The sequence below is a fragment of the Klebsiella sp. GG_Kp146 genome (genome assembly GCF_040061975.1).
Classification (GTDB): domain Bacteria; phylum Pseudomonadota; class Gammaproteobacteria; order Enterobacterales; family Enterobacteriaceae; genus Klebsiella; species Klebsiella quasipneumoniae.
In genome coordinates this window covers 270,431-295,009 of sequence record NZ_JBEAHA010000013.1, presented here as the reverse complement: position 1 = coordinate 295,009, position 24,579 = coordinate 270,431, and the positions used below count along the sequence as shown (strand labels likewise).

General features: G+C 57.8%; 25 protein-coding genes. 16 read left to right on the top strand and 9 right to left on the bottom strand.

From position 1 onward, the window contains the following. Nucleotides 1-64 precede the first annotated feature (64 nt). The 9 genes from thpR (at nucleotide 65) to panD (ending at nucleotide 7,060) form a co-directional block, all read left to right on the top strand. A complete protein-coding gene (thpR, locus tag ABLU95_RS15855) occupies nucleotides 65-601 on the top strand; it encodes an RNA 2',3'-cyclic phosphodiesterase (RefSeq protein WP_023292015.1) in 537 nt (178 codons plus the stop codon). Then, nucleotides 601-1,317 (top strand): DNA/RNA nuclease SfsA, encoded by a 717-nt coding sequence (sfsA, locus tag ABLU95_RS15850; RefSeq protein WP_023292014.1) that lies wholly within the window; start codon nucleotides 601-603, stop codon nucleotides 1,315-1,317. The genes thpR and sfsA overlap by 1 nt, the downstream gene beginning before the upstream one ends. Nucleotides 1,318-1,479: 162 nt before the next feature. Next, nucleotides 1,480-1,935: an RNA polymerase-binding protein DksA gene (gene dksA, locus ABLU95_RS15845; protein WP_002888845.1), complete on the top strand. Its 456-nt coding sequence runs from the start codon at nucleotides 1,480-1,482 to the stop codon at nucleotides 1,933-1,935. A 59-nt stretch (nucleotides 1,936-1,994) separates the two neighbouring features. Further along, nucleotides 1,995-2,876 (top strand): tRNA glutamyl-Q(34) synthetase GluQRS, encoded by an 882-nt coding sequence (gene gluQRS, locus ABLU95_RS15840; protein WP_048296709.1) that lies wholly within the window; start codon nucleotides 1,995-1,997, stop codon nucleotides 2,874-2,876. 62 nt (nucleotides 2,877-2,938) lie between these two features. Further along, complete coding sequence (gene pcnB / locus ABLU95_RS15835) at nucleotides 2,939-4,333, top strand: polynucleotide adenylyltransferase PcnB (RefSeq protein WP_348879950.1); 1,395 nt, start codon at nucleotides 2,939-2,941, stop codon at nucleotides 4,331-4,333. After that, complete coding sequence (folK, locus tag ABLU95_RS15830; protein WP_048296707.1) at nucleotides 4,330-4,809, top strand: 2-amino-4-hydroxy-6-hydroxymethyldihydropteridine diphosphokinase; 480 nt, start codon at nucleotides 4,330-4,332, stop codon at nucleotides 4,807-4,809. Before pcnB ends, folK begins: the two co-directional genes overlap by 4 nt. Nucleotides 4,810-4,928: 119 nt before the next feature. Continuing rightward, entirely contained in the window at nucleotides 4,929-5,720 is a 792-nt protein-coding gene (panB, locus tag ABLU95_RS15825) for a 3-methyl-2-oxobutanoate hydroxymethyltransferase (protein WP_023292010.1), read from the top strand. A gap of 11 nt (nucleotides 5,721-5,731) precedes the next feature. Continuing rightward, nucleotides 5,732-6,586, top strand: a complete 855-nt coding sequence (gene panC, locus ABLU95_RS15820) for a pantoate--beta-alanine ligase (RefSeq protein ID WP_004204399.1) — start codon at nucleotides 5,732-5,734, stop codon at nucleotides 6,584-6,586. 93 nt (nucleotides 6,587-6,679) lie between these two features. Continuing rightward, the gene (gene panD / locus ABLU95_RS15815; protein WP_004204397.1) at nucleotides 6,680-7,060 is read left to right on the top strand and encodes an aspartate 1-decarboxylase; all 381 of its coding nucleotides are present in this window, start codon (nucleotides 6,680-6,682) and stop codon (nucleotides 7,058-7,060) included. Nucleotides 7,061-7,096: 36 nt separating this feature from the next. On the opposite strand, the gene ABLU95_RS15810 is transcribed toward panD, so the two are convergent. The 4 genes from ABLU95_RS15810 to ABLU95_RS15795 all read right to left on the bottom strand — a co-directional run bounded on the left by ABLU95_RS15810 (nucleotide 7,097) and on the right by ABLU95_RS15795 (nucleotide 10,665). Further along, nucleotides 7,097-8,350 (bottom strand): polysaccharide deacetylase family protein, encoded by a 1,254-nt coding sequence (locus ABLU95_RS15810; protein WP_065804799.1) that lies wholly within the window; start codon nucleotides 8,348-8,350, stop codon nucleotides 7,097-7,099. Between the two features lie 58 nt (nucleotides 8,351-8,408). After that, a complete protein-coding gene (locus tag ABLU95_RS15805) occupies nucleotides 8,409-8,849 on the bottom strand; it encodes a PTS sugar transporter subunit IIA (RefSeq protein WP_065882749.1) in 441 nt (146 codons plus the stop codon). Nucleotides 8,850-8,971: 122 nt separating this feature from the next. Continuing rightward, nucleotides 8,972-9,742: an ABC transporter permease gene (locus tag ABLU95_RS15800; RefSeq protein ID WP_004204389.1), complete on the bottom strand. Its 771-nt coding sequence runs from the start codon at nucleotides 9,740-9,742 to the stop codon at nucleotides 8,972-8,974. Beyond that, entirely contained in the window at nucleotides 9,739-10,665 is a 927-nt protein-coding gene (locus tag ABLU95_RS15795) for an ABC transporter ATP-binding protein (protein ID WP_004204387.1), read from the bottom strand. The genes ABLU95_RS15800 and ABLU95_RS15795 overlap by 4 nt, the downstream gene beginning before the upstream one ends. Before the next feature lie 178 nt (nucleotides 10,666-10,843). On the opposite strand from ABLU95_RS15795, the gene can reads away from it, so the two are divergent. Next, nucleotides 10,844-11,506, top strand: coding sequence for a carbonate dehydratase (gene can / locus ABLU95_RS15790; protein WP_004204385.1), 663 nt, complete (start codon nucleotides 10,844-10,846; stop codon nucleotides 11,504-11,506). Nucleotides 11,507-11,554: 48 nt separating this feature from the next. Here can and hpt read toward each other — a convergent pair whose 3' ends face one another. After that, nucleotides 11,555-12,091 (bottom strand): hypoxanthine phosphoribosyltransferase, encoded by a 537-nt coding sequence (hpt, locus tag ABLU95_RS15785; protein ID WP_004204384.1) that lies wholly within the window; start codon nucleotides 12,089-12,091, stop codon nucleotides 11,555-11,557. A 4-nt stretch (nucleotides 12,092-12,095) separates the two neighbouring features. Further along, nucleotides 12,096-12,215, bottom strand: coding sequence for a hypothetical protein (locus ABLU95_RS15780; RefSeq protein WP_032426021.1), 120 nt, complete (start codon nucleotides 12,213-12,215; stop codon nucleotides 12,096-12,098). 79 nt (nucleotides 12,216-12,294) lie between these two features. On the opposite strand from ABLU95_RS15780, the gene ABLU95_RS15775 reads away from it, so the two are divergent. Further along, complete coding sequence (locus tag ABLU95_RS15775; RefSeq protein ID WP_032455031.1) at nucleotides 12,295-14,685, top strand: glucose/quinate/shikimate family membrane-bound PQQ-dependent dehydrogenase; 2,391 nt, start codon at nucleotides 12,295-12,297, stop codon at nucleotides 14,683-14,685. Nucleotides 14,686-14,760: 75 nt separating this feature from the next. On the opposite strand, the gene cueO is transcribed toward ABLU95_RS15775, so the two are convergent. Beyond that, nucleotides 14,761-16,362 (bottom strand): multicopper oxidase CueO, encoded by a 1,602-nt coding sequence (gene cueO, locus ABLU95_RS15770; protein ID WP_101978481.1) that lies wholly within the window; start codon nucleotides 16,360-16,362, stop codon nucleotides 14,761-14,763. Between the two features lie 145 nt (nucleotides 16,363-16,507). Between cueO and ABLU95_RS15765 the strand changes: the two genes are divergently transcribed. The 5 genes from ABLU95_RS15765 (at nucleotide 16,508) to speD (ending at nucleotide 21,182) form a co-directional block, all read left to right on the top strand. Beyond that, entirely contained in the window at nucleotides 16,508-16,855 is a 348-nt protein-coding gene (locus ABLU95_RS15765; RefSeq protein WP_004204381.1) for a YacC family pilotin-like protein, read from the top strand. Between the two features lie 245 nt (nucleotides 16,856-17,100). Continuing rightward, a complete protein-coding gene (locus tag ABLU95_RS15760; RefSeq protein WP_023292003.1) occupies nucleotides 17,101-17,511 on the top strand; it encodes a hypothetical protein in 411 nt (136 codons plus the stop codon). A gap of 653 nt (nucleotides 17,512-18,164) precedes the next feature. After that, a complete protein-coding gene (locus ABLU95_RS15755) occupies nucleotides 18,165-19,355 on the top strand; it encodes an FKBP-type peptidyl-prolyl cis-trans isomerase N-terminal domain-containing protein (RefSeq protein WP_348879948.1) in 1,191 nt (396 codons plus the stop codon). 147 nt (nucleotides 19,356-19,502) lie between these two features. Next, complete coding sequence (gene speE, locus ABLU95_RS15750) at nucleotides 19,503-20,363, top strand: polyamine aminopropyltransferase (RefSeq protein ID WP_004204376.1); 861 nt, start codon at nucleotides 19,503-19,505, stop codon at nucleotides 20,361-20,363. Between the two features lie 24 nt (nucleotides 20,364-20,387). Then, complete coding sequence (speD, locus tag ABLU95_RS15745; protein ID WP_004204375.1) at nucleotides 20,388-21,182, top strand: adenosylmethionine decarboxylase; 795 nt, start codon at nucleotides 20,388-20,390, stop codon at nucleotides 21,180-21,182. Nucleotides 21,183-21,338: 156 nt separating this feature from the next. Here speD and yacL read toward each other — a convergent pair whose 3' ends face one another. Together yacL and acnB are read right to left on the bottom strand one after the other, a co-directional pair. Next, nucleotides 21,339-21,701, bottom strand: coding sequence for a protein YacL (gene yacL / locus ABLU95_RS15740; RefSeq protein ID WP_004204373.1), 363 nt, complete (start codon nucleotides 21,699-21,701; stop codon nucleotides 21,339-21,341). A 187-nt stretch (nucleotides 21,702-21,888) separates the two neighbouring features. After that, on the bottom strand, nucleotides 21,889-24,486 hold the full coding sequence (acnB, locus tag ABLU95_RS15735) for a bifunctional aconitate hydratase 2/2-methylisocitrate dehydratase (protein WP_218810364.1): 2,598 nt from the start codon (nucleotides 24,484-24,486) through the stop codon (nucleotides 21,889-21,891). Between the last annotated feature and the right edge of the window lie 93 nt (nucleotides 24,487-24,579).

The following is a 24,579-nucleotide window of genomic DNA, read 5'->3' as shown; positions in this document are numbered from 1 at the left end:
CCGGGGGTTAACATTCAGGGGCTCGCATTGTAGCATCCCCCTAATTCATTACCGAGTCTCTATCATGTCTGAGCCGAAAAGGCTGTTTTTTGCGATTGAACTGCCGCCTGCCATCCGCAAACAGATTGTCCAGTGGCGGGCAACGCACTTCCCGGAGGATGCCGGCAGGCCCGTCGCGGCGGATAACCTTCACCTCACGCTGGCGTTTCTCGGCGAGGTGAGCGCGGAAAAACAGCGGGCGCTGACCGCCCTCGCCGGCCGCCTCCAGCCGCCGGGCTTTACCCTGACGCTGGACGATGCCGGACAGTGGCTGCGCTCGCGGGTGGTCTGGCTCGGGACCCGTCAGCCGCCGCGCGGCCTGCTGCAGCTCGCCAGCATGCTGCGCGCTCAGGCGGCGCGCAGCGGCTGCTATCAGAGTCCGCAGCCGTTTCATCCGCATATTACCCTGTGGCGCGACGCCCGCCAGGCGGTGCCGATCCCGCCGCCCGGCTTTCGCTGGACGTTTCCGGTGAACGAGTTCGTGCTCTATGAATCCAGCTTTAGCCGGGGGCGTACGCGCTACACGGCGTTGGAACATTATCCGTTTGATAAGGAAAGTTGATGCAGTTTGATCCGCCGTTGCAGCCCGCCATTTTGCTTAAACGTTACAAACGATTTCTTGCCGACGTGGTGACCCCCGATGGCCGCGAGCTGACGCTCCACTGCCCGAATACCGGGGCGATGACCGGCTGCGCCGCCCCGGGCGACACCGTCTGGTATTCCACCTCTGACAATGTGAAGCGCAAATATGCCCACACCTGGGAATTAACTGAAACGCAGCAGGGCGCCGTTATTTGCGTCAATACGCTGCGCGCGAATACGCTGGCGAAAGAGGCGATTTCCGCCGGAATAATCCCTGAACTTTCAGGCTATAACCAGCTGAAAAGCGAAGTGAAATATGGCGCAGAGAATAGCCGTATCGATATTATGTTACAGGCAGATGATCGCCAAAACTGCTATATTGAAGTGAAATCGGTTACGTTGGCGGAGAAAGAATACGGTTATTTTCCCGATGCGGTGACCACGCGCGGTCAGAAGCACCTGCGGGAGCTGATGGCCGTCGCGGCAAATGGCGACCGCGCGGTGATTTTATTTGCCGTCCTGCATTCGGCAATTGACCGTTTCTCTCCCGCGCATCATATTGATGCCAGATACGCACAGCTGTTAACAGAAGCCCGCGACAAGGGGGTGGAAATTCTCGCCTGGAAAGCGGAACTTTCTACGACGAGGATGACTCTGAATAAGCCGATCGCCGTGGTGTTAAACCCCGGTAAATAAGTGGCTAAATAGTGTTCGGGTCGCAAGCGCGAATACGCTTTTCTTCACAGGGTTGTCAAGTGTAACGTTTAGATAATTGCTATCCGGAAAAGCATCTGCTATTTATAGCGGCCTGATTTTCCCCCACATGGGGATCGATAGTGCGTGTTAAGGAGAAGCAACATGCAAGAAGGGCAAAACCGTAAAACATCGTCCCTGAGTATTCTCGCCATCGCTGGGGTGGAGCCGTACCAAGAGAAACCGGGCGAAGAGTATATGAACGAAGCCCAGCTGGCGCACTTCAAGCGTATTCTTGAAGCATGGCGTAATCAACTCAGGGATGAAGTGGATCGCACCGTATCGCACATGCAGGATGAAGCTGCTAACTTCCCGGACCCGGTAGACCGTGCCGCCCAGGAAGAAGAGTTCAGCCTGGAGCTGCGTAACCGCGACCGCGAACGTAAACTGATCAAAAAGATCGAGAAAACGCTGAAAAAAGTTGAAGACGAAGACTTCGGCTACTGCGAATCCTGCGGCGTGGAGATCGGTATTCGCCGTCTGGAAGCGCGTCCGACAGCGGATCTGTGCATTGACTGCAAAACCCTGGCGGAAATTCGCGAAAAACAGATGGCGGGCTAATCCCCTGCTGCCTCACTCTCTGGCGGGAGTCTCTCCCGCCTGGTTCTGTTGTCCGTATCATGACTGACTCACGCTATATAGGGCGCTTTGCTCCCTCCCCCTCCGGCGAACTCCACTTCGGCTCTCTGATCGCCGCGCTCGGCAGCTACCTGCAAGCCCGCGCGAACCAGGGTATCTGGCGCGTTCGTATTGAAGATATCGACCCGCCGCGCGAAGTCCCCGGGGCCGCCGACACCATCCTGCGCCAGCTCGACCACTACGGTCTGCACTGGGACGGCGAAGTGCTCTGGCAGTCGCAACGGCACGAAGCCTACCGCGAGGCGCTGGCCTGGCTGGGGGAGCAAGGGCTGAGCTATTACTGCACCTGCACCCGCGCGCGGATCCACGCCGTAGGCGGGATCTACGATGGTCACTGCCGCGACCTTGGCCTGGGGGCGGAAAACGCCGCGCTGCGTCTGCGCCAGACCCGTCCGGTTCTGCAGTTCACCGACCGCCTGCGCGGCACGCTGGTCGCCAACGAGCCGCTGGCGCGTGAAGATTTTATTATCCACCGTCGCGACGGGCTGTTTGCCTACAACCTGGCGGTGGTGGTCGATGATCACTTTCAGGGGATCACCGAGATCGTCCGCGGCGCCGATCTGATTGAGCCGACGGTGCGGCAGATTTCGCTGTATCAGCATTTTGGCTGGCAGGCGCCGGACTACCTCCATCTGCCGCTGGCCCTCAATGCCGACGGCAATAAGCTCTCTAAACAAAACCACGCGCCGGCGCTGCCGGAAGGCGATCCGCGCCCCGAAATCGTCCGCGCGCTCCGCTTTCTGAATCAGGAGATCGCCGGGGAGTGGCAGGCCCTGAGCGTCGCTGATTTACTCGCCCAGGCCGTCGCCAACTGGCAGCCCGCGAAAATCGAGCATTCTCAAATGGCTCCCGCTGAGCTATGATTAGCCGCTATTTTTACACTGTACAGTTGATCTGAAGTCCGTCTGACACTACGAGGTGCACCATTTTTACCCGAGTCGCTAATTTTTGCCGTAAGGTGCTAAGCCGTGAGGAGCGCGAGGCAGAAGCCGCCGTCGAACCAACGCCTATGACGGTGATCCCGCGTGAGCAGCATGCTATTTCCCGCAAAGATATCAGTGAAAACGCCCTCAAGGTCATGTACCGCCTCAACAAGGCGGGCTACGAGTCCTGGCTGGTCGGCGGCGGCGTCCGCGACCTGCTGCTTGGCAAAAAGCCAAAAGATTTTGACGTCACGACCAACGCCACGCCGGATCAGGTGCGTAAGCTGTTCCGCAACTGCCGTCTGGTCGGGCGCCGTTTCCGCCTCGCGCACGTGATGTTCGGGCCGGAAATCATTGAGGTCGCTACCTTCCGTGGCCATCACGAAGGACATACTACCGATCGCGTCACCTCCCAGCGGGGCCAGAACGGCATGCTGCTGCGCGATAACATCTTCGGCTCGATCGAAGAGGACGCCCAGCGTCGCGACTTCACCATAAACAGCCTCTATTACAGCGTGGCGGACTTTACCGTGCGCGACTACGTCGGCGGCATGAAGGATCTGCAGGACGGCGTGATCCGCCTGATCGGCAATCCGGAAACCCGCTATCGCGAGGATCCGGTACGCATGCTGCGCGCGGTGCGCTTCGCCGCCAAGCTGGATATGACCATCAGCCCGGAAACGGCCGAACCGCTGCCGCGGCTGGCCGCCCTGCTCCACGACGTGCCGCCGGCGCGCCTGTTCGAAGAAGTGCTCAAGCTGCTGCAGGCCGGGCATGGCTATCAGACCTACCTGCTGCTGCGGGAATACAACCTGTTCCAGCCGCTGTTCCCGACCATCACCCGCTACTTTACCGAGCGCGGCGATAGCCCGATGGAGCGGATCATCAACCAGGTGCTGAAGAACACCGACACCCGCATTCATAACGACATGCGCGTCAATCCGGCCTTCCTCTTCTCGGTGATGTTCTGGTATCCGCTGCTGGAAACAGCGCAAAAAATCGCTCAGGAGAGCGGCCTGGCGTACTATGACGCCTTCGCGCTGGCGATGAACGACGTACTGGACGAAGCCTGCCGTACGCTGGCGATCCCTAAGCGCATCACCACCCTGATCCGCGATATCTGGCAGTTGCAGCTGCGCATGTCCCGTCGCCAGGGCAAACGCGCCTGGAAGCTGATGGAGCATCCGAAATTCCGCGCCGCCTACGATCTGCTGGAGCTACGCGCCGGCGCTGAAAACAACGGCGAACTGCAGCGTCTGACCAAATGGTGGGGCGAATTCCTGGTCGCCGCGCCGCCAGCGCAAAAAGATATGCTCAACGACCTCGGGGACGATCCGGCGCCGCGCCGTCGCCACCGCCGTCCGCGCAAGCGCGCGCCGCGCCAGGGTAACGCATGACCCTGGTCTATATCGCCCTCGGCAGTAACCTCGCTTCGCCACTGGCGCAGGTGCAGGCGGCTATCCGCGCCCTGGGCGAAATACCTTACAGCCGCGTGGTGAACGTCTCTTCGTTCTACCGCACGCCGCCGCTGGGCCCGCAGGATCAGCCGGATTATCTCAACGCCGCCGTCGCGCTGGAAACCACGCTGGCCCCCGAGGCGCTGCTCGATCACACCCAGCGCATTGAGCTGCAGCAGGGTCGGGTGCGCAAAGCCGAACGCTGGGGGCCGCGCACCCTCGATCTCGATATCATGCTGTTTGGCGATGCGGTCATTAACAGCGAGCGTCTGACCGTTCCGCACTACGATATGAAAAACCGCGGCTTTATGCTCTGGCCGCTGTTCGAGATCGCCCCGGACCTCCGCTTTCCTGACGGCCCTGCGCTGCGTACCGTACTGGATGATCTCGGCGCGACAAAACCCGCTATCTGGTAATTCCCTCTCCTTTTTTAGCATTTACGGCGATCGTCGTAATCGGTTGCCCAAAATCATTGCCCCTCTAAATGCTGCTGTTAGAATGCCGGTTAATATGACTTTCATCATCAGGAAATGTTATGAAACCGACCACCATTGCCCTGCTGCAGAAATGCAAACAGGAAAAGAAGCGCTTTGCCACCATTACCGCCTACGACCATAGCTTCGCGAAGCTGTTCGCCGATGAAGGCATTAATGTGCTGCTGGTGGGCGACTCGCTGGGAATGACGGTGCAGGGTCACGACTCTACCCTGCCGGTCACCGTGGAAGATATCGCCTATCACACCCGCGCCGTCCGCCGCGGCGCGCCGAACAGCCTGCTGCTCGCCGACCTGCCGTTTATGGCCTACGCTACGCCGGAGCAGACCTTCGAAAATGCCGCCATCGTGATGCGCGCTGGCGCCAATATGGTCAAACTCGAAGGCGGCGCCTGGCTGGCCGAGACCGTGAGGATGCTGGCGGAACGCGCGGTGCCGGTTTGCGGCCACCTCGGCCTGACGCCGCAGTCGGTGAACGTATTCGGTGGCTATAAAGTGCAGGGCCGCGGCGATGCGGCGCAGACCCTGTTTGAAGACGCGTTAGCGCTGGAAGCGGCAGGCGCGCAGCTGCTGGTGCTGGAATGCGTGCCGGTCGCCCTGGCGAAACGCATCACCGAAGCCCTGACCATTCCGGTGATCGGCATCGGCGCGGGCAACGTCACCGATGGGCAGATCCTGGTGATGCATGACGCTTTCGGCATTACCGGCGGCCACATTCCGAAATTTGCCAAGAATTTCCTTGCCGAGGCGGGCGACATCCGCGCCGCGGTGCGGCAGTATATTGCCGAAGTCGAATCCGGGGTCTATCCGGGCGAAGAACACAGTTTCCATTAAGGAGTCTTGTTGTGCTGATTATAGAATCCGTGCTGCTGCTGCGTCAGCATATCCGCCGTCTGCGTCAGGAAGGCAAGCGTATCGCGCTGGTCCCGACGATGGGCAACCTGCATGATGGTCATATGAAGCTGGTTGATGAAGCCAAAGCCAGCGCGGACGTGGTGGTGGTCAGTATTTTCGTCAATCCGATGCAGTTTGACCGCGCCGATGACCTGGCGCGCTACCCGCGCACCCTGCAGGATGATTGCGAAAAGCTGAACAAGCGTCATGTCGACTTTGTCTTCGCGCCGACGCCGGCGGAAGTCTACCCGCAGGGCACCGAAGGCCAGACCTACGTCGACGTCCCCGGCCTGTCCACTATGCTGGAAGGCGCCAGCCGTCCGGGCCATTTTCGCGGCGTGTCGACCATCGTCAGTAAGCTGTTCAACCTGGTTCAGCCAGACGTCGCCTGCTTTGGCGAGAAAGACTTCCAGCAGCTGGCGCTGATCCGCAAGATGGTTGCCGACATGGGCTACGATATCGATATTATCGGCGTGCCGATCGTCCGCGCGAAGGATGGCCTGGCGCTGAGCTCGCGTAACGGCTATCTGACCGCCGACCAGCGCAAAATCGCCCCCGGTCTGTATAAAGTGCTGAGCGCGGTGGCGGAAAAACTGGCCGCCGGCGACCGTCAGCTCGACGAGATCATCGCTATCGCCGAGCAGGAGCTGAACGAGAAAGGTTTCCGCGCCGACGACATTCAGATCCGCGATGCCGACACCCTGCTTGAGCTGACCGACGCCAGCCAGCGCGCGGTGATCCTGATGGCCGCCTGGCTCGGTCAGGCCCGCCTGATCGACAACCAGATCGTCACGCTCGGTCAGTAGACAGCGGGTAAAAATCGGGCAATACTTGCCCGGGCTTTTCTCAGGGCGGACGTCGTGTCCGCTCTGCTACATTAAGGTTGAAGGGTAGAAGTTATGATGCGTAATATGCTGCAGGGCAAGCTCCACCGCGTAAAAGTGACGCAGGCTGACCTGCACTATGAAGGTTCCTGCGCCATTGACCAGGATTTCCTGGATGCGGCCGGTATTCTGGAGAATGAGACCATTCACCTCTGGAACGTCACCAACGGCAACCGTTTCTCCACCTACGCCATTGCCGCCGAGCGGGGTTCCAGAATCATCTCCGTTAACGGCGCCGCCGCGCACTGCGCCAGCGTCGGCGATATCCTGATCATCGCCAGCTTCGTCACCATGTCTGACGAAGAGGCGCGCCGCTGGCAGCCCAACATCGCCTACTTCGAAGGCGACAACGAAATGAAGCGCCAGGCGAAAGCGATTCCGGTGCAGGTCGCCTGATGACCACGGCGCTGCGCTCAGGCGCAGCGCCGAAGTTTACCCCTGCGGCTGGTTACTGATCAGCCGCGACATCGTCTCCAGCGAATCCGTGCGTAAGATATATAACCGCTTTAGCAGAAACGGATTGTCCCCCGGCTTCACCTTCCCACGCACCGTCGTCACCGCCATATGAAACCCGGCGTCATTCGCCGCCTGCACCGCCGTGGCGTTATAGCCGCCGAAGGGATAGGAAAGGTAGAGCACATGTGGATTAAACTGACTCAGCGCCCGGCGCGAACGGGCAAAATCAAACAGAATATTATGGTAATTGCGGCTGAATAAGATCGGCCGCCGGCCGGCGTCTACCCGGTGCAGGAAGTGGGTATGCGACTGAATGTCAAAGACGTCCTGGATCTGCCGGAGCTCAGAAATGCTCATGAACTGCAGCGATTTCGGATCCCATTGCTGCGGATGACGCTTGATGCGCGAAGAGATAATAAAAGCGGTGGCGTGGAAGCCATACTGTTTCAACACCGGATAGGCGTAGCGGTTTACCGATTTCAAACCGTCATCGAAGGTAATGGCGACTGCCCGCGCCGGAAGGTTAATTTTATTGCGCACGTAGCCTTCCAGCTGATACAGGGTCAGCGTGGTATACCCCTGATCCCGCAGCCAGGTCATCTGGTTATTGAAGGCGCGTACCGAGGTGGTGGTCGAGGTATGGCGGAAACGGGTGTTCTCTTCGTCACGCAGAATATGGTGATAGGTCAGCACGGGGATCCCGTTATCCTCCTGCGCATCCAGACTGCTGACCCACGCCAGCCGATCGCCAATGCGGATCTGAAACCAGGTCTGATTGAGGCGGTCTTTCAGCTTGCTGAGGATCGGATAGCGCAGATTATTGGCCAGCGTGCCGAACGGCGCGCTGCTCACTGAGGGAGCGTCATAGAGCGGTGTATCTTTCCAGGTGAGTAAATTCTGGTTACTCAGCGGCTTATTGAGATCCCCCAGACGGTCCTCCACCCGCTGCTTCCCCTGCACTGGCTCCAGATGGCCCTTGTCAATAAACCCGGTGCCGAAGCCGAAGCGAAACTCATAGTAATCAGCCGCCGTCGGGACAACCGCGAGGATCTGCCCGGCACGCACATTGCCCACGCTGACCACATGGTTCCCCACCTGCGCCCAGATCACCGCGTCTTCGGTGGTTTGCATATAGCGCACAGGTTTGCCCTGCTGGCTAAGCAGACTGGCGGAGGCGCTGAGTGAGGTCAGTAAAAGAAGCAGAGTAAAAAATCGGGCAAGCATGCGCATCGAACCGGTAAACCATCAACGGCGGTTATTGTAACAAAAGCGGCATCTGTCCCGCTGCTTAATTTCCAAAGGTATCATGACGCAACCGGAACGGGGGGTTCTTCTGCTGCTGATGCCACAGGCTGCTCACCATCGGCCCCCCCGCGCTGACGATAGCCTGGCGAAACGCCTCGCTGCTTAACGTGTCCCGCAGCAGATACATTCCTTCAAGTAATGAATAGCTGACGCCGGAGATCACTTCGCAGTGGGTATGTTTGTGGCTCATCAGCGCCGCGGCCCGATAAGGCGCCGCGCCGGTTCTGTCGGTTAGGAAAATGACCCCGTCCCCGGAGTCGGTGGCATGCAGCGCATCGCACATCATCCGGCTCAACATATTGCTGCTGAGATTGCGCCAGTAATTGACCGCCCGGCACTGGGCCAGCGGACCAAATTTTTGTTCAAGACGATCCAGCATCTCCTGCGCCAGCTCATCGTGGCAGGTAATGACCCAACCAAGCATGCTTCCCTCCTTAGCCAGCCAATAATGTAGCAAGGGGAAGATGGCGTATCGGTGATGGGGGTCAAAGATAAGCGGTTAGCGCTTCGCGTATTGACGTCCGGAAGCGCTAACCGTGATGAGTATCAGCTACGCAGGCCGCGACCGCGCTGGATTAACGACCAGCAGAGGAGATAGAAGGCGACGATGAAGACCACCAGCACCGCAAAGGTGGTCACCAGCGGCACATCGTTGATACCGAGGAAGCCGAAGCGGAAGCCGCTGATCATGTAGACGATGGGGTTCAGATGCGACAGCCCCTGCCAGAACGGCGGCAGCAGGGTCAGCGAGTAGAACACCCCGCCGAGATAGGTCAGCGGCGTCAACACAAAGGTCGGGATCAGGCTGATGTCATCGAAGGTCTTGGCAAACACCGCGTTCAGCAGTCCGGCCAGCGAGAACAGCACCGCGGTGAGGAGCAGCGTCAGGGCGACAAACAGCCAGGAGTGAACCTGGAACGGCACAAAGAACAGCGACACCGCGGTCACCAGGATACCCACGCACAGCCCGCGCGCCACCCCGCCGCCCACGTAGCCGGCGATAATCACGTGCGTCGGCACCGGCGCCACCAGCAGCTCCTCAATGTTGCGCTGAAACTTGGCGCTGAAGAACGACGAGGCGACGTTGGCGTAAGCGTTGGTGATCACCGCCATCATGATCAGGCCCGGCACGATAAACTGCATGTAGGTAAAGCCATGCATCTCGCCGATGCGCGACCCGATCAGGTTACCGAAAATCACGAAGTACAGGGTCATGGTGATCACCGGCGGCACCAGCGTCTGCACCCAGATGCGCATAAAACGGTGGATCTCTTTGGTCCAGATGCTTTTCAGCGCGACCCAATAAAGCTGCATCATGCTGACTCTCCTTTTCGCTCATGCACCAGGGTGACAAACAGCTCTTCCAGACGGTTGGCTTTGTTACGCATACTCAATACCTGCACCCCCTGGGCGCTCAGCTGCGCGAAAACGCTGTTAATCCCCTGCTCGCGCAGGACCTCCACTTCCAGCGTCGAGGTATCGACCAGCTGATACTGGTAGCCCTCGAGCTTCGGCACCGGGCTTTTTGGCGCGAGGTCGAGAATAAAGGTCTCTGATTTCAGCTTCGACAGCAGCGCTTTCATCGAGGTGTTTTCCACCAGCGTACCGTGCTGGATGATGCCGATGTTGCGGCACAGCATTTCGGCCTCTTCCAGATAGTGAGTGGTCAGAATAATGGTGGTTCCGCGATCGTTGAGATCCTTGAGGAAGCCCCACATCGAGCGGCGTAGTTCGATATCGACGCCGGCGGTCGGCTCGTCGAGGATCAGCAGCTTCGGCTCATGCATCAACGCGCGAGCGATCATCAGGCGGCGCTTCATCCCGCCGGAAAGCATCCGCGCGCGTTCGCTGCGTTTTTCCCACAGATCGAGCTGTTTTAAGTACTTTTCGCTGCGGGCGATGGCTTCTTTACGCTCAACGCCGTAGTAGCCCGCCTGGTTAACGACGATCTGCTGCACGGTCTCGAACGGGTTAAAGTTAAACTCCTGCGGCACCAGGCCAAGCTGGCGCTTGGCGTTGACGACATCTTTCTCCAGATCGTAGCCAAAGACATTGACCTGACCGGAGGTTTTGTTCACCAGCGAGCTGATGATGCCGATCGTCGTGGATTTTCCCGCCCCGTTCGGGCCCAGCAGGGCATAGAAATCCCCCGCTTCAACCTGCAGGTCAATTCCCCGCAGTGCCTGAACCCCGCCGGGGTAGGTTTTTTTGAGCTGTTTTAATTCCAGAGCAATGGTCATTAAATATCTCTTCTCGTGTCATGACACGTCATTAACCCGCCTGACTGACGTTTGCGCTGTAGTGGCGCGGCCAGCGCATCTGCAGCCGGAAGCATCACGGGTTAAGATGGTTTTAAAAAAGGTGAGCTTACCCTATATTAGCGCAACGCACTTACTTGGTTACAGGCCGATAACGTCCATGAATGATATAGATACACTCATCAGCAACAATGCACTATGGTCAAAAATGCTGGTGGAAGAGGACCCCGGCTTTTTTGAGAAACTGTCGCAAACGCAGAAACCGCGCTTCCTGTGGATTGGCTGTTCTGACAGCCGCGTTCCCGCTGAGCGACTCACCGGCCTGGAGCCAGGCGAACTGTTTGTGCATCGTAACGTGGCGAATCTGGTGATCCACACCGACCTCAACTGCCTGTCGGTGGTGCAGTATGCCGTCGATGTTCTCGAAGTCGAGCACATTATTATCTGCGGCCACTACGGCTGCGGCGGCGTACAGGCGGCGGTGGAGAACCCGGAGCTGGGGCTCATCGACAACTGGCTGCTGCATATCCGCGATATCTGGTTTAAACACAGCTCGCTGCTGGGGGAAATGCCGGAGGAGCGCCGTCTGGATACCCTTTGTGAACTGAACGTAATGGAGCAGGTGTACAACCTGGGACATTCGACGATTATGCAATCGGCGTGGAAGCGCGGACAGAAGGTGACCATCCACGGCTGGGCATATGGCATTCACGACGGACTGCTGCGCGATCTGGATGTGACCGCCGTGAGCCGGGAAACCCTTGAACAGCGCTATCGCCACGGGATCTCCAACCTCAAGATCAAGCACATCAACCACAAATAGCCTTCAGACTTAGCCACTCTGGCGCGCGCGCCAGAGTGGGATATCCCCTTACTCGTCCAGCAGGGTGACTTTGCCGATATACGGCAGATGGCGGTAGCGCTGAGCGTAGTCGATACCGTAGCCCACCACGAACTCGTCCGGAATGGCGAAACCGACGAACTCAACCGGAACATTCACTTCACGGCGGCTTGGTTTATCCAGCAGCGTACAAATGGCCAGCGACTTCGGCTCGCGCAAGCTGAGGATCTCACGCACTTTAGACAGGGTATTGCCGGAGTCGATGATATCTTCCACGATCAGAACGTCTTTACCACGGATGTCTTCGTCCAGATCTTTGAGGATTTTCACATCACGGGTAGTGGACATGCCGCTGCCGTAGCTCGAGGCGGTCATAAAATCGACTTCATGCGGCACCTGCACTTCACGGCACAGGTCGGCCATGAACATAAACGAGCCGCGCAGCAGCCCCACCAGCACCATTTCGCTGCCGCTGTCCTGATAATGTTCGTTGATTTGACGACCCAGTTCCGCGATGCGCGCTTTGATCTCGGATTCCGGGATCATCACTTCTACAGTATGTTTCATAAGACTAACCATTTGATTCTAAATATAAATCATCAAAGCCGCTGCTTTCGCCCCGACGATGACCGGCAAGCCATCCAGTATACCAGCAAAAAGAAATCTGCGGTGCAGGGATTAATAAAGCCATATTTGTGATTCCGATCACACTTGTTAAAACCTATAATTAATTGCAGTTAAAAAATTAACAAACACATGAGTAACTTTCTATGGCTGAAACAAAGTCTCAACAATCAAGGCTCCTGGTGACGCTGACTGCGCTATTTGCAGCGTTCTGCGGCCTCTATCTTTTAATCGGCGGAGCATGGCTGGTCGTGCTTGGCGGCTCCTGGTACTACCCCGTCGCCGGTCTGGTGATGCTGGGCGTGACCGTGATGCTGTTCCGCGGCAAGCGCGCTGCGCTGTGGCTGTACGCCGCGCTGCTGCTGGCAACCATGATCTGGGGCGTCTGGGAAGTCGGCTTCGACTTCTGGGCGCTGACGCCGCGTAGCGATATCCTCGTCTTCTTTGGTATCTGGCTGATCCTGCCCTTTGTCTGGCGTCGTCTGCCGGTGCCTTCCGCTGGCGCCGTAGGCGCGCTGGTCGTCGCCTTGCTGATCAGCGGCGGCATGCTGACCTGGGCCGGTTTTAACGACCCGCAGGAGATCAACGGCACTCTGAGCGCCGACGCCACCCCGGCGGCGCCGATCTCCAACGTTGCTGACGGCGACTGGCCGGCCTATGGCCGCAACCAGGAAGGCCAGCGCTTCTCCCCGCTGAAGCAGATTAACGCCGACAACGTGAAGAACCTGAAGGAAGCCTGGGTGTTCCGCACCGGCGACCTGAAACAGCCGAACGATCCGGGTGAAATCACTAACGAAGTGACGCCGATTAAAGTCGGCGACACGCTCTTCCTGTGTACCGCCCACCAGCGTCTGTTCGCGCTTGACGCCGCCTCCGGTAAAGAGAAGTGGCATTTTGACCCGCAGCTGAACGCCGACCCGTCGTTCCAGCACGTCACCTGCCGCGGTGTCTCGTATCACGAAGCGAAAGCGGATAACGCCCCTGCCGACGTCGTCGCCGACTGTCCGCGCCGCATTATCCTGCCGGTGAACGATGGTCGCCTGTTCGCAGTGAACGCCGACAACGGTAAGCTGTGCGAAACCTTTGCCAACAAAGGTATTCTCAACCTGCAGACCAACATGCCGGTGACCACGCCGGGCATGTATGAACCCACTTCCCCGCCGATTATCACCGATAAGACCATCGTGATTGCCGGCGCAGTTACCGATAACTTCTCTACCCGCGAGCCGTCAGGCGTGATCCGCGGCTTTGATGTGAATACTGGTAAACTGCTGTGGGCCTTCGATCCGGGCGCGAAAGATCCGAACGCCATCCCAAGCGATGAGCATCACTTCACGCTCAACTCACCCAACTCCTGGGCGCCTGCCGCCTACGACGCCAAACTGGATCTGGTCTATCTGCCGATGGGCGTGACCACTCCGGATATCTGGGGCGGTAACCGCACGCCGGAGCAAGAGCGCTATGCCAGCTCGATTGTCGCGCTGAACGCCACCACCGGTAAGCTGGCCTGGAGCTACCAGACCGTCCACCACGATCTGTGGGATATGGACATGCCTTCCCAGCCGACGCTGGCTGACATTGAAGTCAACGGCAAAACCGTGCCGGTCGTCTATGCTCCGGCGAAAACCGGCAACATCTTCGTGCTGGATCGCCGTAACGGCGAGCTGGTGGTCCCTGCCCCGGAAAAACCGGTTCCGCAGGGCGCCGCCAAAGGCGATTACGTCGCCAAAACCCAGCCGTTCTCCGATCTGAGCTTCCGTCCGAAGAAAGATCTGACCGGGGCGGACATGTGGGGCGCCACCATGTTCGACCAGCTGGTGTGCCGCGTGATTTTCCATCAGATGCGCTATGAGGGTATCTTCACCCCGCCATCTGAGCAGGGCACCCTCGTCTTCCCGGGTAACCTGGGGATGTTTGAATGGGGCGGTATCTCCGTCGATCCGAACCGTCAGGTGGCTATCGCCAACCCGATGGCGCTGCCGTTCGTCTCTAAACTGATCCCACGCGGCCCGGGCAACCCAATGGAGCCGCCGAAAGATGCGAAAGGCTCAGGCACCGAGTCCGGCGTGCAGCCGCAGTACGGCGTCCCGTACGGCGTCACCCTGAACCCGTTCCTGTCGCCGTTCGGTCTGCCGTGCAAACAGCCGGCCTGGGGCTATATCTCCGCGCTGGATCTGAAAACTAACGAAGTGGTATGGAAAAAACGTATCGGTACCCCGCAGGACAGCCTGCCGTTCCCGATGCCGGTTAAACTCCCATTCACCATGGGTATGCCGATGCTGGGCGGTCCGATCTCCACCGCGGGCAACGTTCTGTTCATCGGCGCGACCGCGGATAACTACCTGCGCGCGTACAATATGAGCAACGGTGAGAAGCTGTGGGAAGCCCGTCTGCCAGCCGGCGGTCAGGCCACCCCGATGACCTACGAAGTGAATGGCAAACAGTATGTTGTCATCTCTGCCGGCGGTCACGGCTCGTTCGGGACCAAAATGGGCGATTATATCGTCGCCTATGCGCTCCCGGATGAGGCGAAATAAAACGCAAAACGGCAACGAAAGTTGCCGTTTTTTTTTGTCTTTATCCCCTCTCCCACGCGCCCGGGCTATACCGCCCTAAACCGTGAACCCCAACATCATCCCGGTGTCTTCATGTTCCAGCAGGTGGCAGTGGGCCATATAGGCAAACTCCTTCGGCGCCGGATGATCAAACTTCACTAATACTTCACTCACGTCCCCTTCCACACGCACGGTGTCTTTCCAGCCGCGACGATGCGCCGCTGGCGGCTTGCCGTTTTCGCTCAGGATGCGGAACTGGGTGCCGTGGATATGGAACGGATGCAGCATCATGTCGCCCTTACCCGAAATCACCCAGCGCTCATACTGGCCTCTGGCGGCGGCGAACATCGGCACATTCATGTCGAAGGCTTTGCCGTTGATGCGGTTGGCGTTATGGAAATCAAATCCCTTGCCCGACGACATGCCATGATCCATGCCGGACCCGTGGTTCATGTTGCTCATGTCGCCATGGTGCATATTCCCCATGTCGCCCATCCCGCCATGCCCCATCATGCCGTGATCCATTCCTGCCATCGCCTGATCGCCATATTTCTCCATCAGCGCCTGCATGCCCATCCTGTCGAGCATCGGATCCATCGACAGCTGGAGCTGACGCTGCGTCAGCCCCGTCAGAGAAGGTAGCGCCGGCATAGCGGCCAGGGTATCCAGCAGCTTACCGGAGGCAGGAATGACCAGCGGCTGGACGCGCAGTACCGGCTGTGGCTTATCAAAAGGCGCAATGGCCATGCCCATCTGGCTCACCGGCAGGGTCACCAGATCAAAAGGTTTGCCGTCGCTGGTGTCCACCAGCACCTCAAAACGCTCCCCCATCAAGACCGGTAATTCATTGACCTTCACCGGCTCTGCCAGCAGACCGCCGTCGCTGGCCACCACGTACAGCGGGCGCTTATCGCTGGTCGCAAAATTGAGGGAACGGGCATTACAGCCGTTCAGCAAGCGCAGACGTAGCCAGCCTCGCGGGGCGGCATGTTCAGGATAGAGAGCGCCATTGGTCAGCAGCGTATCGCCAAACCAGCCGACGGCAGCGCTCATCACATCCAGCTGATAATCAATTTCGCCAGCGGCGGTAAACTTCTTGTCCTGAACAATCACCGGTACATCATCGATTCCCCACTGCTTCGGCAACAGCAGGCGTCCGCTCTCTTCATCCTCGATCAGCACCAGCCCCGCCAGCCCCATCGCCACCTGCCGACCGGTGGTCCCGTGCTGATGCGGGTGAAACCAGCAGGTGGCCGCCCGCTGCGTTGGCGTGAAGCTCACCGTCCGAGTGGCGCCCGGGGCGATGACCCCCTGCGGTCCTCCGTCGACCTCGCCGGGTACCTCCAGACCATGCCAGTGCAGCGTCGTCTCCTCTGCCAGCTGGTTGGTAATGTCCACCGTGATAGCCTTCCCCTGCGTCAGCTGCAGCGTGGGACCCAGTAGCGAACCGTTATACCCCCAGGTGGTGGCGTTCAAAGCGCCAAACTGCGTTTTGCCCGCCTGGATGGTCAGCGCGATACGGTTGCGCGCATCAGCCGTCAACAGCGGCGGTACCGGCAGGGCCGGGCGACTGGCCGCAAAGACCGCACGGCTCCAAAGCGGTAACGCGCTGGCCATGCTGACCGCAGCGGTCAGTTTGAGGAAGTCTCGACGTTGCATATTCACATCCTTTTATTCTGCGGGCGAATATTTGAGCTTAAACCCTACCGTAACGGGAAGGTCAAGCAGAAGAGTAAGAATAAAGATCGGCGCTGTGTAAAGAAGTATGCTAATTTGAAGCGTCGGTGATCTAACGGTAGAAAAAATGAAGACGCTTTTCAGAACAATGGTACTCGGCAGCCTGCTTACTCTCTCCGCCAACAGCTACGCGCTCAGCGAATCAGAAGCGGAAGACATGGCTGATTTAACCGCGGTTTTTGTGTTTCTGAAAAACGACTGTGGCTACCAGAACCTGCCCAACACGCAGATCCGTCGCGCCCTGGTGTTCTTTGCTCAGCAGAACCAATGGGATCTGAGCAACTACGACAGCTACAACATGAAAGCCCTTGGCGAAGACAGCTATCGCGATCTCAGCGGCATTAACCTTCCGACGGCGAAAAAATGTAAAGCGCTGGCCCGCGATTCACTTAGCCTGCTGGCTTACGTCAAATAATTTCCCGCGCGGGCGGCAACGCGCCGCGCTTTTCCCCGACTCACCCGCCTTTAGTATTTACCATTATTATTTTATACAAAATAAATTTTATCTACCTCGCAATATATCAAGCCAATAAATAAATTAAACCCGTACTAACAGCCCTGCCAGATAAAAATAATAAAATATCCCAGATGATATATTGCAAAATAAAAAGCAGCCTTTTAGAATCCGTTGAAAATATATCTACTTCATGGACTGAAATTGTGAATATCTCGCTGACTCTTCGTATTATTCCACTTGCCGCTATGTTATTAGCCGGCTGTAGCAATACCGCCCCTCGCCAGCAGGTAAAACCGCTCACCACCCCGCTAACGTCGCAGCAGCAGGCAGAGCAGGAGCGAGCGGCCAGCGAACAAGCGCGCATTGAATCCTGCCGACAGGCGCTGGACTCGCTAAAAGAGGTTAACCCACAGCAGGCAACCAAACTCAGCAATGACTTCAATGCCTTAGTGCGTGCGGCGTCACAATATAACAGCGTGCGCGAGAAAGTGGCGGATCCCACCCGGCTTGGCATTGACTCCATGTATCAGTTTAAATCCATCAAATTGTGCGCCGATATTCAGAAAACGCTAATCGATAGCCTGGTACAGCGGGGTGAAAGCAAGCAGCCATGAACAGAGCCGCCACGCTGACCCTCAACGCGCCCCTGCTGATGTTCGTCGCGGCGCTGGCGCTTTCAACACCTTTCTTCGCCGGCGCCGCGCCGGCGTTTCTTGACTACGCCCAGCAGCAAACCCAGGCGCATGAAAAAAGCGATGCTGCAACCGCAAAGCAAACGTCAGGCGATCGTCAACCTGCGGATAATAAAAAAAAGACGCCCAATACCGCACAATTGCAAAAAAGAATCGTCAGCCAGCAGGCGACGATTGAGCAAAAAAATAAAACTATTCAGCAATTAAAAAAACAGCTTGCTAACACTCCGGCCACAGAAACCTCCATCGCGAATGAGCATGCGGCCTTAAATAACAAAATAAAAGAATTACAGATCGCCTTAACCGCCGCCACCGCGAAAAATGAGGCGTTAATTAAAAAAGAAGGCGCAGTCCAGAATACGACTCTGCAGCAAAGTCAGGCCGCCGCGCTGAAGCAGATCCAACAATTAACGTTACAGCTTCAGCAAGCCGCAGCTGAAAATAAACGGCTCAGCGCCAGCCTCACCGCTCTGAATACAGATAAGCAGACGCTGGCTAACCGGCTCGCCGCGGCAGAGAAGGCGCAGCAGACCACCCTCGACCAGGTCAAAACCCTTAACGCCGACAAACAGCCGTTGGTCAACCGGCTGGCGGCGACGGAAAAAGAGAAGCAGACCGCCCTCGACCAGGTCAAAACCCTTAACGCCGATAAGCAGTCTCTGGCTAACCGGCTGGCGGCGGCGGAAAAAGAGAAGCAGGCTGCTCTCGACCAGGTCAAAACTCTTAACGCTGATAAACAGCCGCTGGTCAACCGGCTGACGGCGGCCGAAAAAGAGAAACAGGCCGCCCTCGACCAGGTCAAAGCACTTAACGCCGACAAACAGCCGCTGGTCAACCAGCTGGCGGCGGCGGAAAAAGAGAAGCAGACCGCCCTCGACCAGATCAAAACCCTTAACGCCGATAAGCAGTCGCTGGCTAACCGGCTCGCCGCGGCGGAGAAAGCGCCATCGAGCCGCGCCGATGCCGCCGTGGCGGCAAAAGATGAGCCCCCCGAGATGGCGGCCATAGTGGCGGCCTATCGCCTGCAGGCGGACAAAGATAACGCCCAGCTGCGGATGAAAGAGGATGAAATCCAGCTGCTGCGGACGCAGCTGACGGTCACGCCGAGAAATACCACCGGCAAAACCGCCGCCAAACTCAGCGCGCCAGGTGAACAGCAGGCTTACGCCATCGGCGCCTCGATGGGTACAGAGGCGCTTAACGTCCTCACGACTCGTCGCACTCAGGGAGTTAACGTCGACGCTGGCCTGGTGCTGCAGGGCATCGAAGATGCTTTCAGCGGCCAGCTTCGCCTCGGCGAACAGGCGCGTAATAAAGCGCTGTTTGACATTTCACAGCAGGTTTTCCAGAACCTGAATAAAATCGAGCAGAAAAACATCAGCGCCGGTCAGAAATACCAGCAGGCGTTTGCGCGCAAAAAAGGTGTGGTCTTCAAAGAGGGCGTCTACAGCCGTATCGATTACCCGGGTAAAGGAAAAATTAGCGGCAACGATCTGGTGACCGTGGTGATCAAAGAGATGCTGACGGACGGAACGGTGATCAATGATATGGAGACGAAAGATCAGGCGCTTACCCAGAAACTGGATGCCTATCCCCCGGTATTTCGCGGGCCGCTGAAGCGCCTGCAGAACCACGGCTCCGTGACGCTGGTCGTCCCGCCCGACAAAGCCTATGGCAGTAAAGGGTTGCCACCGAAGATCCCCCCAGGCGCCACCATGGTCTATTCCGTGCGGATAGTGGATAGCCAACCCGCGCCGGCAAAATAGCCCTGTCTCCCCACCGCCCTCTCCGGGCGGTGCGGTTATTCCTGCCGCATTGCTGCAATAACCGCCGTGCATCCTCATCTATAGTTGTCTATGATGTTGCACTCGTTTTACGGGTGTAACAGATGTTAACGAAGGAGGAGCCTCACCGTGGCCGATAATCCACTGTGGCATGAAACGCTGCATGACCATTTTGGTCAGTACTTTAGCGTTGATAACGTGCTGTACCACGAAAAAACCGATCATCAGGATCTGATCATCTTTGACAACCGCGCCTTTGGACGGGTGATGGCGCTGGATGGCGTCGTGCAAACCACCGAACGCGATGAGTTTATCTATCACGAAATGATGACCCACGTGCCGCTACTGGCTCACGGCAACGCCAAGCATGTCCTGATCATCGGCGGCGGCGATGGCGCGATGCTGCGCGAAGTCTCTCGTCATCGCAGCATCGAAAGCATCACCATGGTGGAAATCGACGCCGGGGTGGTCTCATTCTGCCGCCAGTACCTGCCCAACCATAGCGCCGGCGCCTATGACGATCCGCGCTTTACGCTGGTGATTGATGACGGCGTCAATTTTGTTAACCAGACGACGCAAACGTTTGATGTGATCATTTCAGACTGTACCGACCCTATTGGCCCGGGGGAAAGCCTCTTCACCTCGGCTTTTTATGAAGGCTGCAAACGCTGCCTGAATCCGGGAGGGATTTTCGTTGCGCAGAACGGCGTCTGCTTCCTCCAGCAGGATGAAGCGGTCGGCAGCCATCGCAAACTGAGCCACTATTTTCGCGACGTCAGCTTCTACCAGGCGGCGATTCCGACCTATTACGGCGGGATTATGACCTTTGCCTGGGCGAGCGACAACGAGGCGCTGCGCCATCTTTCCAGCGAAATCATTCAGGCGCGCTTTCACAAAGCCAACCTGACCTGCCGTTACTACAATCCGGCAATCCATACGGCGGCCTTCGCCTTACCACAGTATCTGCATGATGCTCTGTCCGCACCGTGAAGCGAAATAAGGGGGTGAACTAAATTGAAAAAATTGAAGCTGCACGGCTTTAACAACCTGACCAAAAGCCTGAGTTTTTGTATCTACGATATCTGTTACGCCAAAACGGCAGAAGAGCGCGACGGCTACATCGCCTATATCGACGAACTTTATAATGCCAATCGCCTGACAGAGATCCTGAGCGAAACCTGCTCTATTATTGGCGCTAATATCCTGAATATCGCCCGCCAGGATTATGAACCCCAGGGCGCCAGCGTGACCATTCTGGTAAGCGAAGAGCCCGTCGACCCGCGGCTTATCGACCAGACCGAACACCCCGGCCCGCTGCCTGAAACCGTGGTCGCCCATCTCGATAAAAGCCATATCTGCGTGCATACCTATCCGGAGAGCCACCCGGAAGGCGGCCTGTGCACCTTCCGCGCCGATATCGAAGTCTCTACCTGCGGGGTTATTTCACCGCTCAAAGCGCTGAACTATCTGATTCACCAGCTGGAATCGGACATTGTGACCATTGACTACCGCGTGCGTGGCTTTACCCGCGACATCAATGGGATGAAGCATTTTATCGATCATGAAATCAACTCAATTCAGAACTTTATGTCTGACGATATGAAGTCGCTGTATGACATGGTCGACGTCAACGTTTATCAGGAAAATATCTTCCATACCAAAATGTTGCTTAAGGAGTTCGACCTTAAGCACTACATGTTCCATACCCGACCGGAAGAGTTGACCGCTGAAGAGCGCAAGGTCATTACCGACCTGCTGTGGAAAGAGATGCGCGAGATTTACTACGGCCGCAATATTCCTGCCGTGTAATGCCTCAAATGCCCGGCGGCGCTTTTGCTTGCCGGGCCTGGGTTCTGCGCCGGCTGGAAGCGGGGGAAAGGTACTCGTCGCGACCCGGAGATGTGCCCTGCGCACGCGACGCTTAGCCGGGCTACGGTTTTCCGCAGCCCGGCGCAAAACGAGTCATCAACGCTGCTGCATAAACTCACGATAGGCGGCAACCACCTGCAGGAAATCCTCAACACCGCACAGAGAGAGGCTTTCTTCGTCGTAGTAGCTCATCCCCTCCTCGATTTCGTCGCCGGAAAATTCCAGCTGATTGGCGCGGATCATCACCTCTTCGCCATCCAGCCACAGCGTATATTCATGTCCGGCACGCTGCCAGGAACGTTCACTGCCTTTCACGGTGCGCGCAGCCTGCTCCACTTCGTCAAGCAGAGCAAGATTGTCTTTCACCTCCTCGTTGAACCAGTGGCCAATCGCCTCGTGATCCATCGACATTCGCACCTTTACCACTCCGGTAATATCGCGCAGAAATTCGTAGTCCATCGTCTTTTCCTCTGCAAGGGCAATGCGTCACCGCTGCACTGTACCCATGGAGTAATTATCGCAGCAGACCGAAAGAAAAAAAGCGTAACAGGCAGGAGGTTTGGAAATAAAAATGCCCGGTGATGCAATGTTCACCGGGCATTGGGGAGTTTGTAGCCAAACGGTCAGCCGGGCTGACCGGATAGTTTTACACCGCGGTCTGGAAGATCACGCCGTCAGCTTTTTCAGTGTACTGATCCAGCTGGTTGAAGTTCAGATAGCGATAGGTATCTTCCGCTGTCTTATCCACCTGCGCCACGAAGGTCTGGTACTCTTCCGGCGTCGGCAGTTTACCGAGCAGAGAAGCCACCGCTGCCAGCTCGGCAGAGGCCAGATAGACGTTAGCGCCGGTACCTAAACGGTTCGGGAAGTTACGGGTAGAGGTGGAAACCACCGTCGCACCGTCGGCGACGCGCGCCTGGTTACCCATACACAGGGAACAGCCAGGGATTTCGATACGCGCCCCGCTCTTACCAAATACGCTGTAGTAACCTTCTTCGGTCAGCTGCGCGGCGTCCATACGGGTTGGCGGCGCCACCCACAGGCGAGTCGGCAACTGGCCTTTGTGGCTGTCCAGCAGCTTACCGGCGGCACGGAAGTGGCCGATGTTGGTCATGCAGGAGCCGATGAACACTTCGTCGATTTTCTCGCCCTGTACGTCAGACAGCAGGCGGGCATCGTCCGGATCGTTCGGCGCGCACAGAATCGGCTCTTTGATATCCGCCAGATCGATGTCGATCACTGCCGCGTATTCCGCGTCAGCATCGGCTTCCAGCAGCTGCGGATCCGCCAGCCATTTCTCCATGCCCTGGATACGACGCTCCAGGGTACGGCGGTCGCCGTAGCCTTCGGCGATCATCCACTTCAGCAGGACGATGTTGGAGTTCAGATACTCAACGATCGGCTCTTTGTTCAGCTTGATGGTGCAACCTGCAGCAGAACGTTCAGCGGAGGCATCGGTCAGCTCGAACGCCTGCTCCACTTTCAGATCCGGCAGACCTTCAATCTCAAGGATGCGGCCAGAGAAGATGTTTTTCTTACCTTTCTTCTCAACGGTCAGCAGGCCCTGCTTGATGGCGTACAGCGGGATCGCGTGGACCAGGTCGCGCAGCGTAATGCCCGGCTGCATTTTACCTTTGAAACGCACCAGCACCGATTCCGGCATATCCAGCGGCATCACGCCGGTCGCGGCGGCGAAGGCCACCAGACCAGAGCCCGCCGGGAAGGAGATACCGATGGGGAAACGGGTGTGGGAGTCGCCGCCGGTGCCCACGGTATCCGGCAGCAGCATGCGGTTCAGCCAGGAGTGGATCACGCCATCGCCCGGACGCAGCGAGACGCCGCCGCGGTTCATAATGAAGTCCGGCAGAGTATGATGCGTGGTGACGTCAACCGGCTTCGGATAGGCCGCAGTGTGGCAGAAGGACTGCATCACCAGGTCAGCGGAGAAGCCCAGGCACGCCAGGTCTTTCAGTTCATCACGGGTCATTGGACCGGTGGTGTCCTGAGAACCGACGGAGGTCATTTTCGGCTCGCAGTAGGCGCCCGGGCGGATACCGGCAACGCCGCAGGCGCGGCCAACCATTTTCTGCGCCAGAGAGAAGCCGCGGGTGCTTTCCGCCACGTCTTTAGCCTGACGGAAGACATCGCTGTGCGGCAGGCCCAGCGCTTCACGTGCTTTGGTGGTCAGGCCGCGACCGATGATCAGCGGGATACGGCCGCCGGCACGGACTTCGTCGATCAGCACATCGGTTTTCAGCTCGAAGCTGGCCAGCAGTTCGTTGGTCTCGTGATTACGCACTTCGCCTTTGAACGGGTAAACGTCGATGATGTCGCCCATGTTCAGGTTTGACACATCCACTTCGATAGGCAGCGCGCCCGCATCTTCCATGGTGTTGAAGAAGATTGGCGCGATTTTGCCGCCCAGGCACAGGCCGCCGCCGCGCTTGTTCGGCACGTTCGGGATATCGTCGCCCATAAACCACAGCACCGAGTTGGTGGCCGATTTACGTGAAGAGCCGGTCCCGACCACATCGCCGACGTAGGCCAGCGGGTAGCCTTTCTGCTGCAGGGCTTCGATCTGTTTGATCGGGCCAACCACGCCCGGCTGATCCGGTTCAATGCCTTCGCGGGCGTTTTTCAGCATCGCCAGGGCGTGCAGCGGGATATCCGGACGCGACCAGGCATCCGGCGCCGGAGACAGGTCATCGGTGTTCGTTTCGCCAGTGACCTTGAAAACGGTAACGGTGATTTTCTCTGCCAGCTGCGGGCGGTTCAGGAACCACTCAGCGTCGGCCCAGGATTGCATAACCTGTTTAGCGTGCTCGTTACCCGCTTTCGCTTTCTCTTCCACGTCGTAGAAGTTATCGAACATCAGCAGAGTATGGGACAGCGCTTTCGCGGCAATCGGCGCCAGTTTCGCGTCGTCCAGGGCATCGATCAGCGGGTGGATATTATAACCGCCCTGCATGGTGCCCAGCAGTTCAACGGCTTTTTCAGGGGTAACCAGGGGGGAGGTCGTTTCGCCTTTGGCGATCGCGGCAAGGAATCCAGCTTTAACATAGGCGGCTTCGTCGACGCCCGGCGGTACACGGTTAATCAGCAGGTCTAACAGGAATTCTTCTTCGCCCGCAGGCGGGTTTTTCAGCAGTTCTACCAGCGCGGCCATTTGGGTTGCATCTAAGGGTTTGGCAACAATCCCCATGGCGGCACGCTCAGCTACGTGCTTACGGTATTCTTCTAGCACGACGGTTCTCCTCGCTTCTCATTGTCATAATGCGGCCTACACCTCTTCAATCAATCTGCTTCGGTATTGGCAGTTTGCCGCCTTGACGCATCT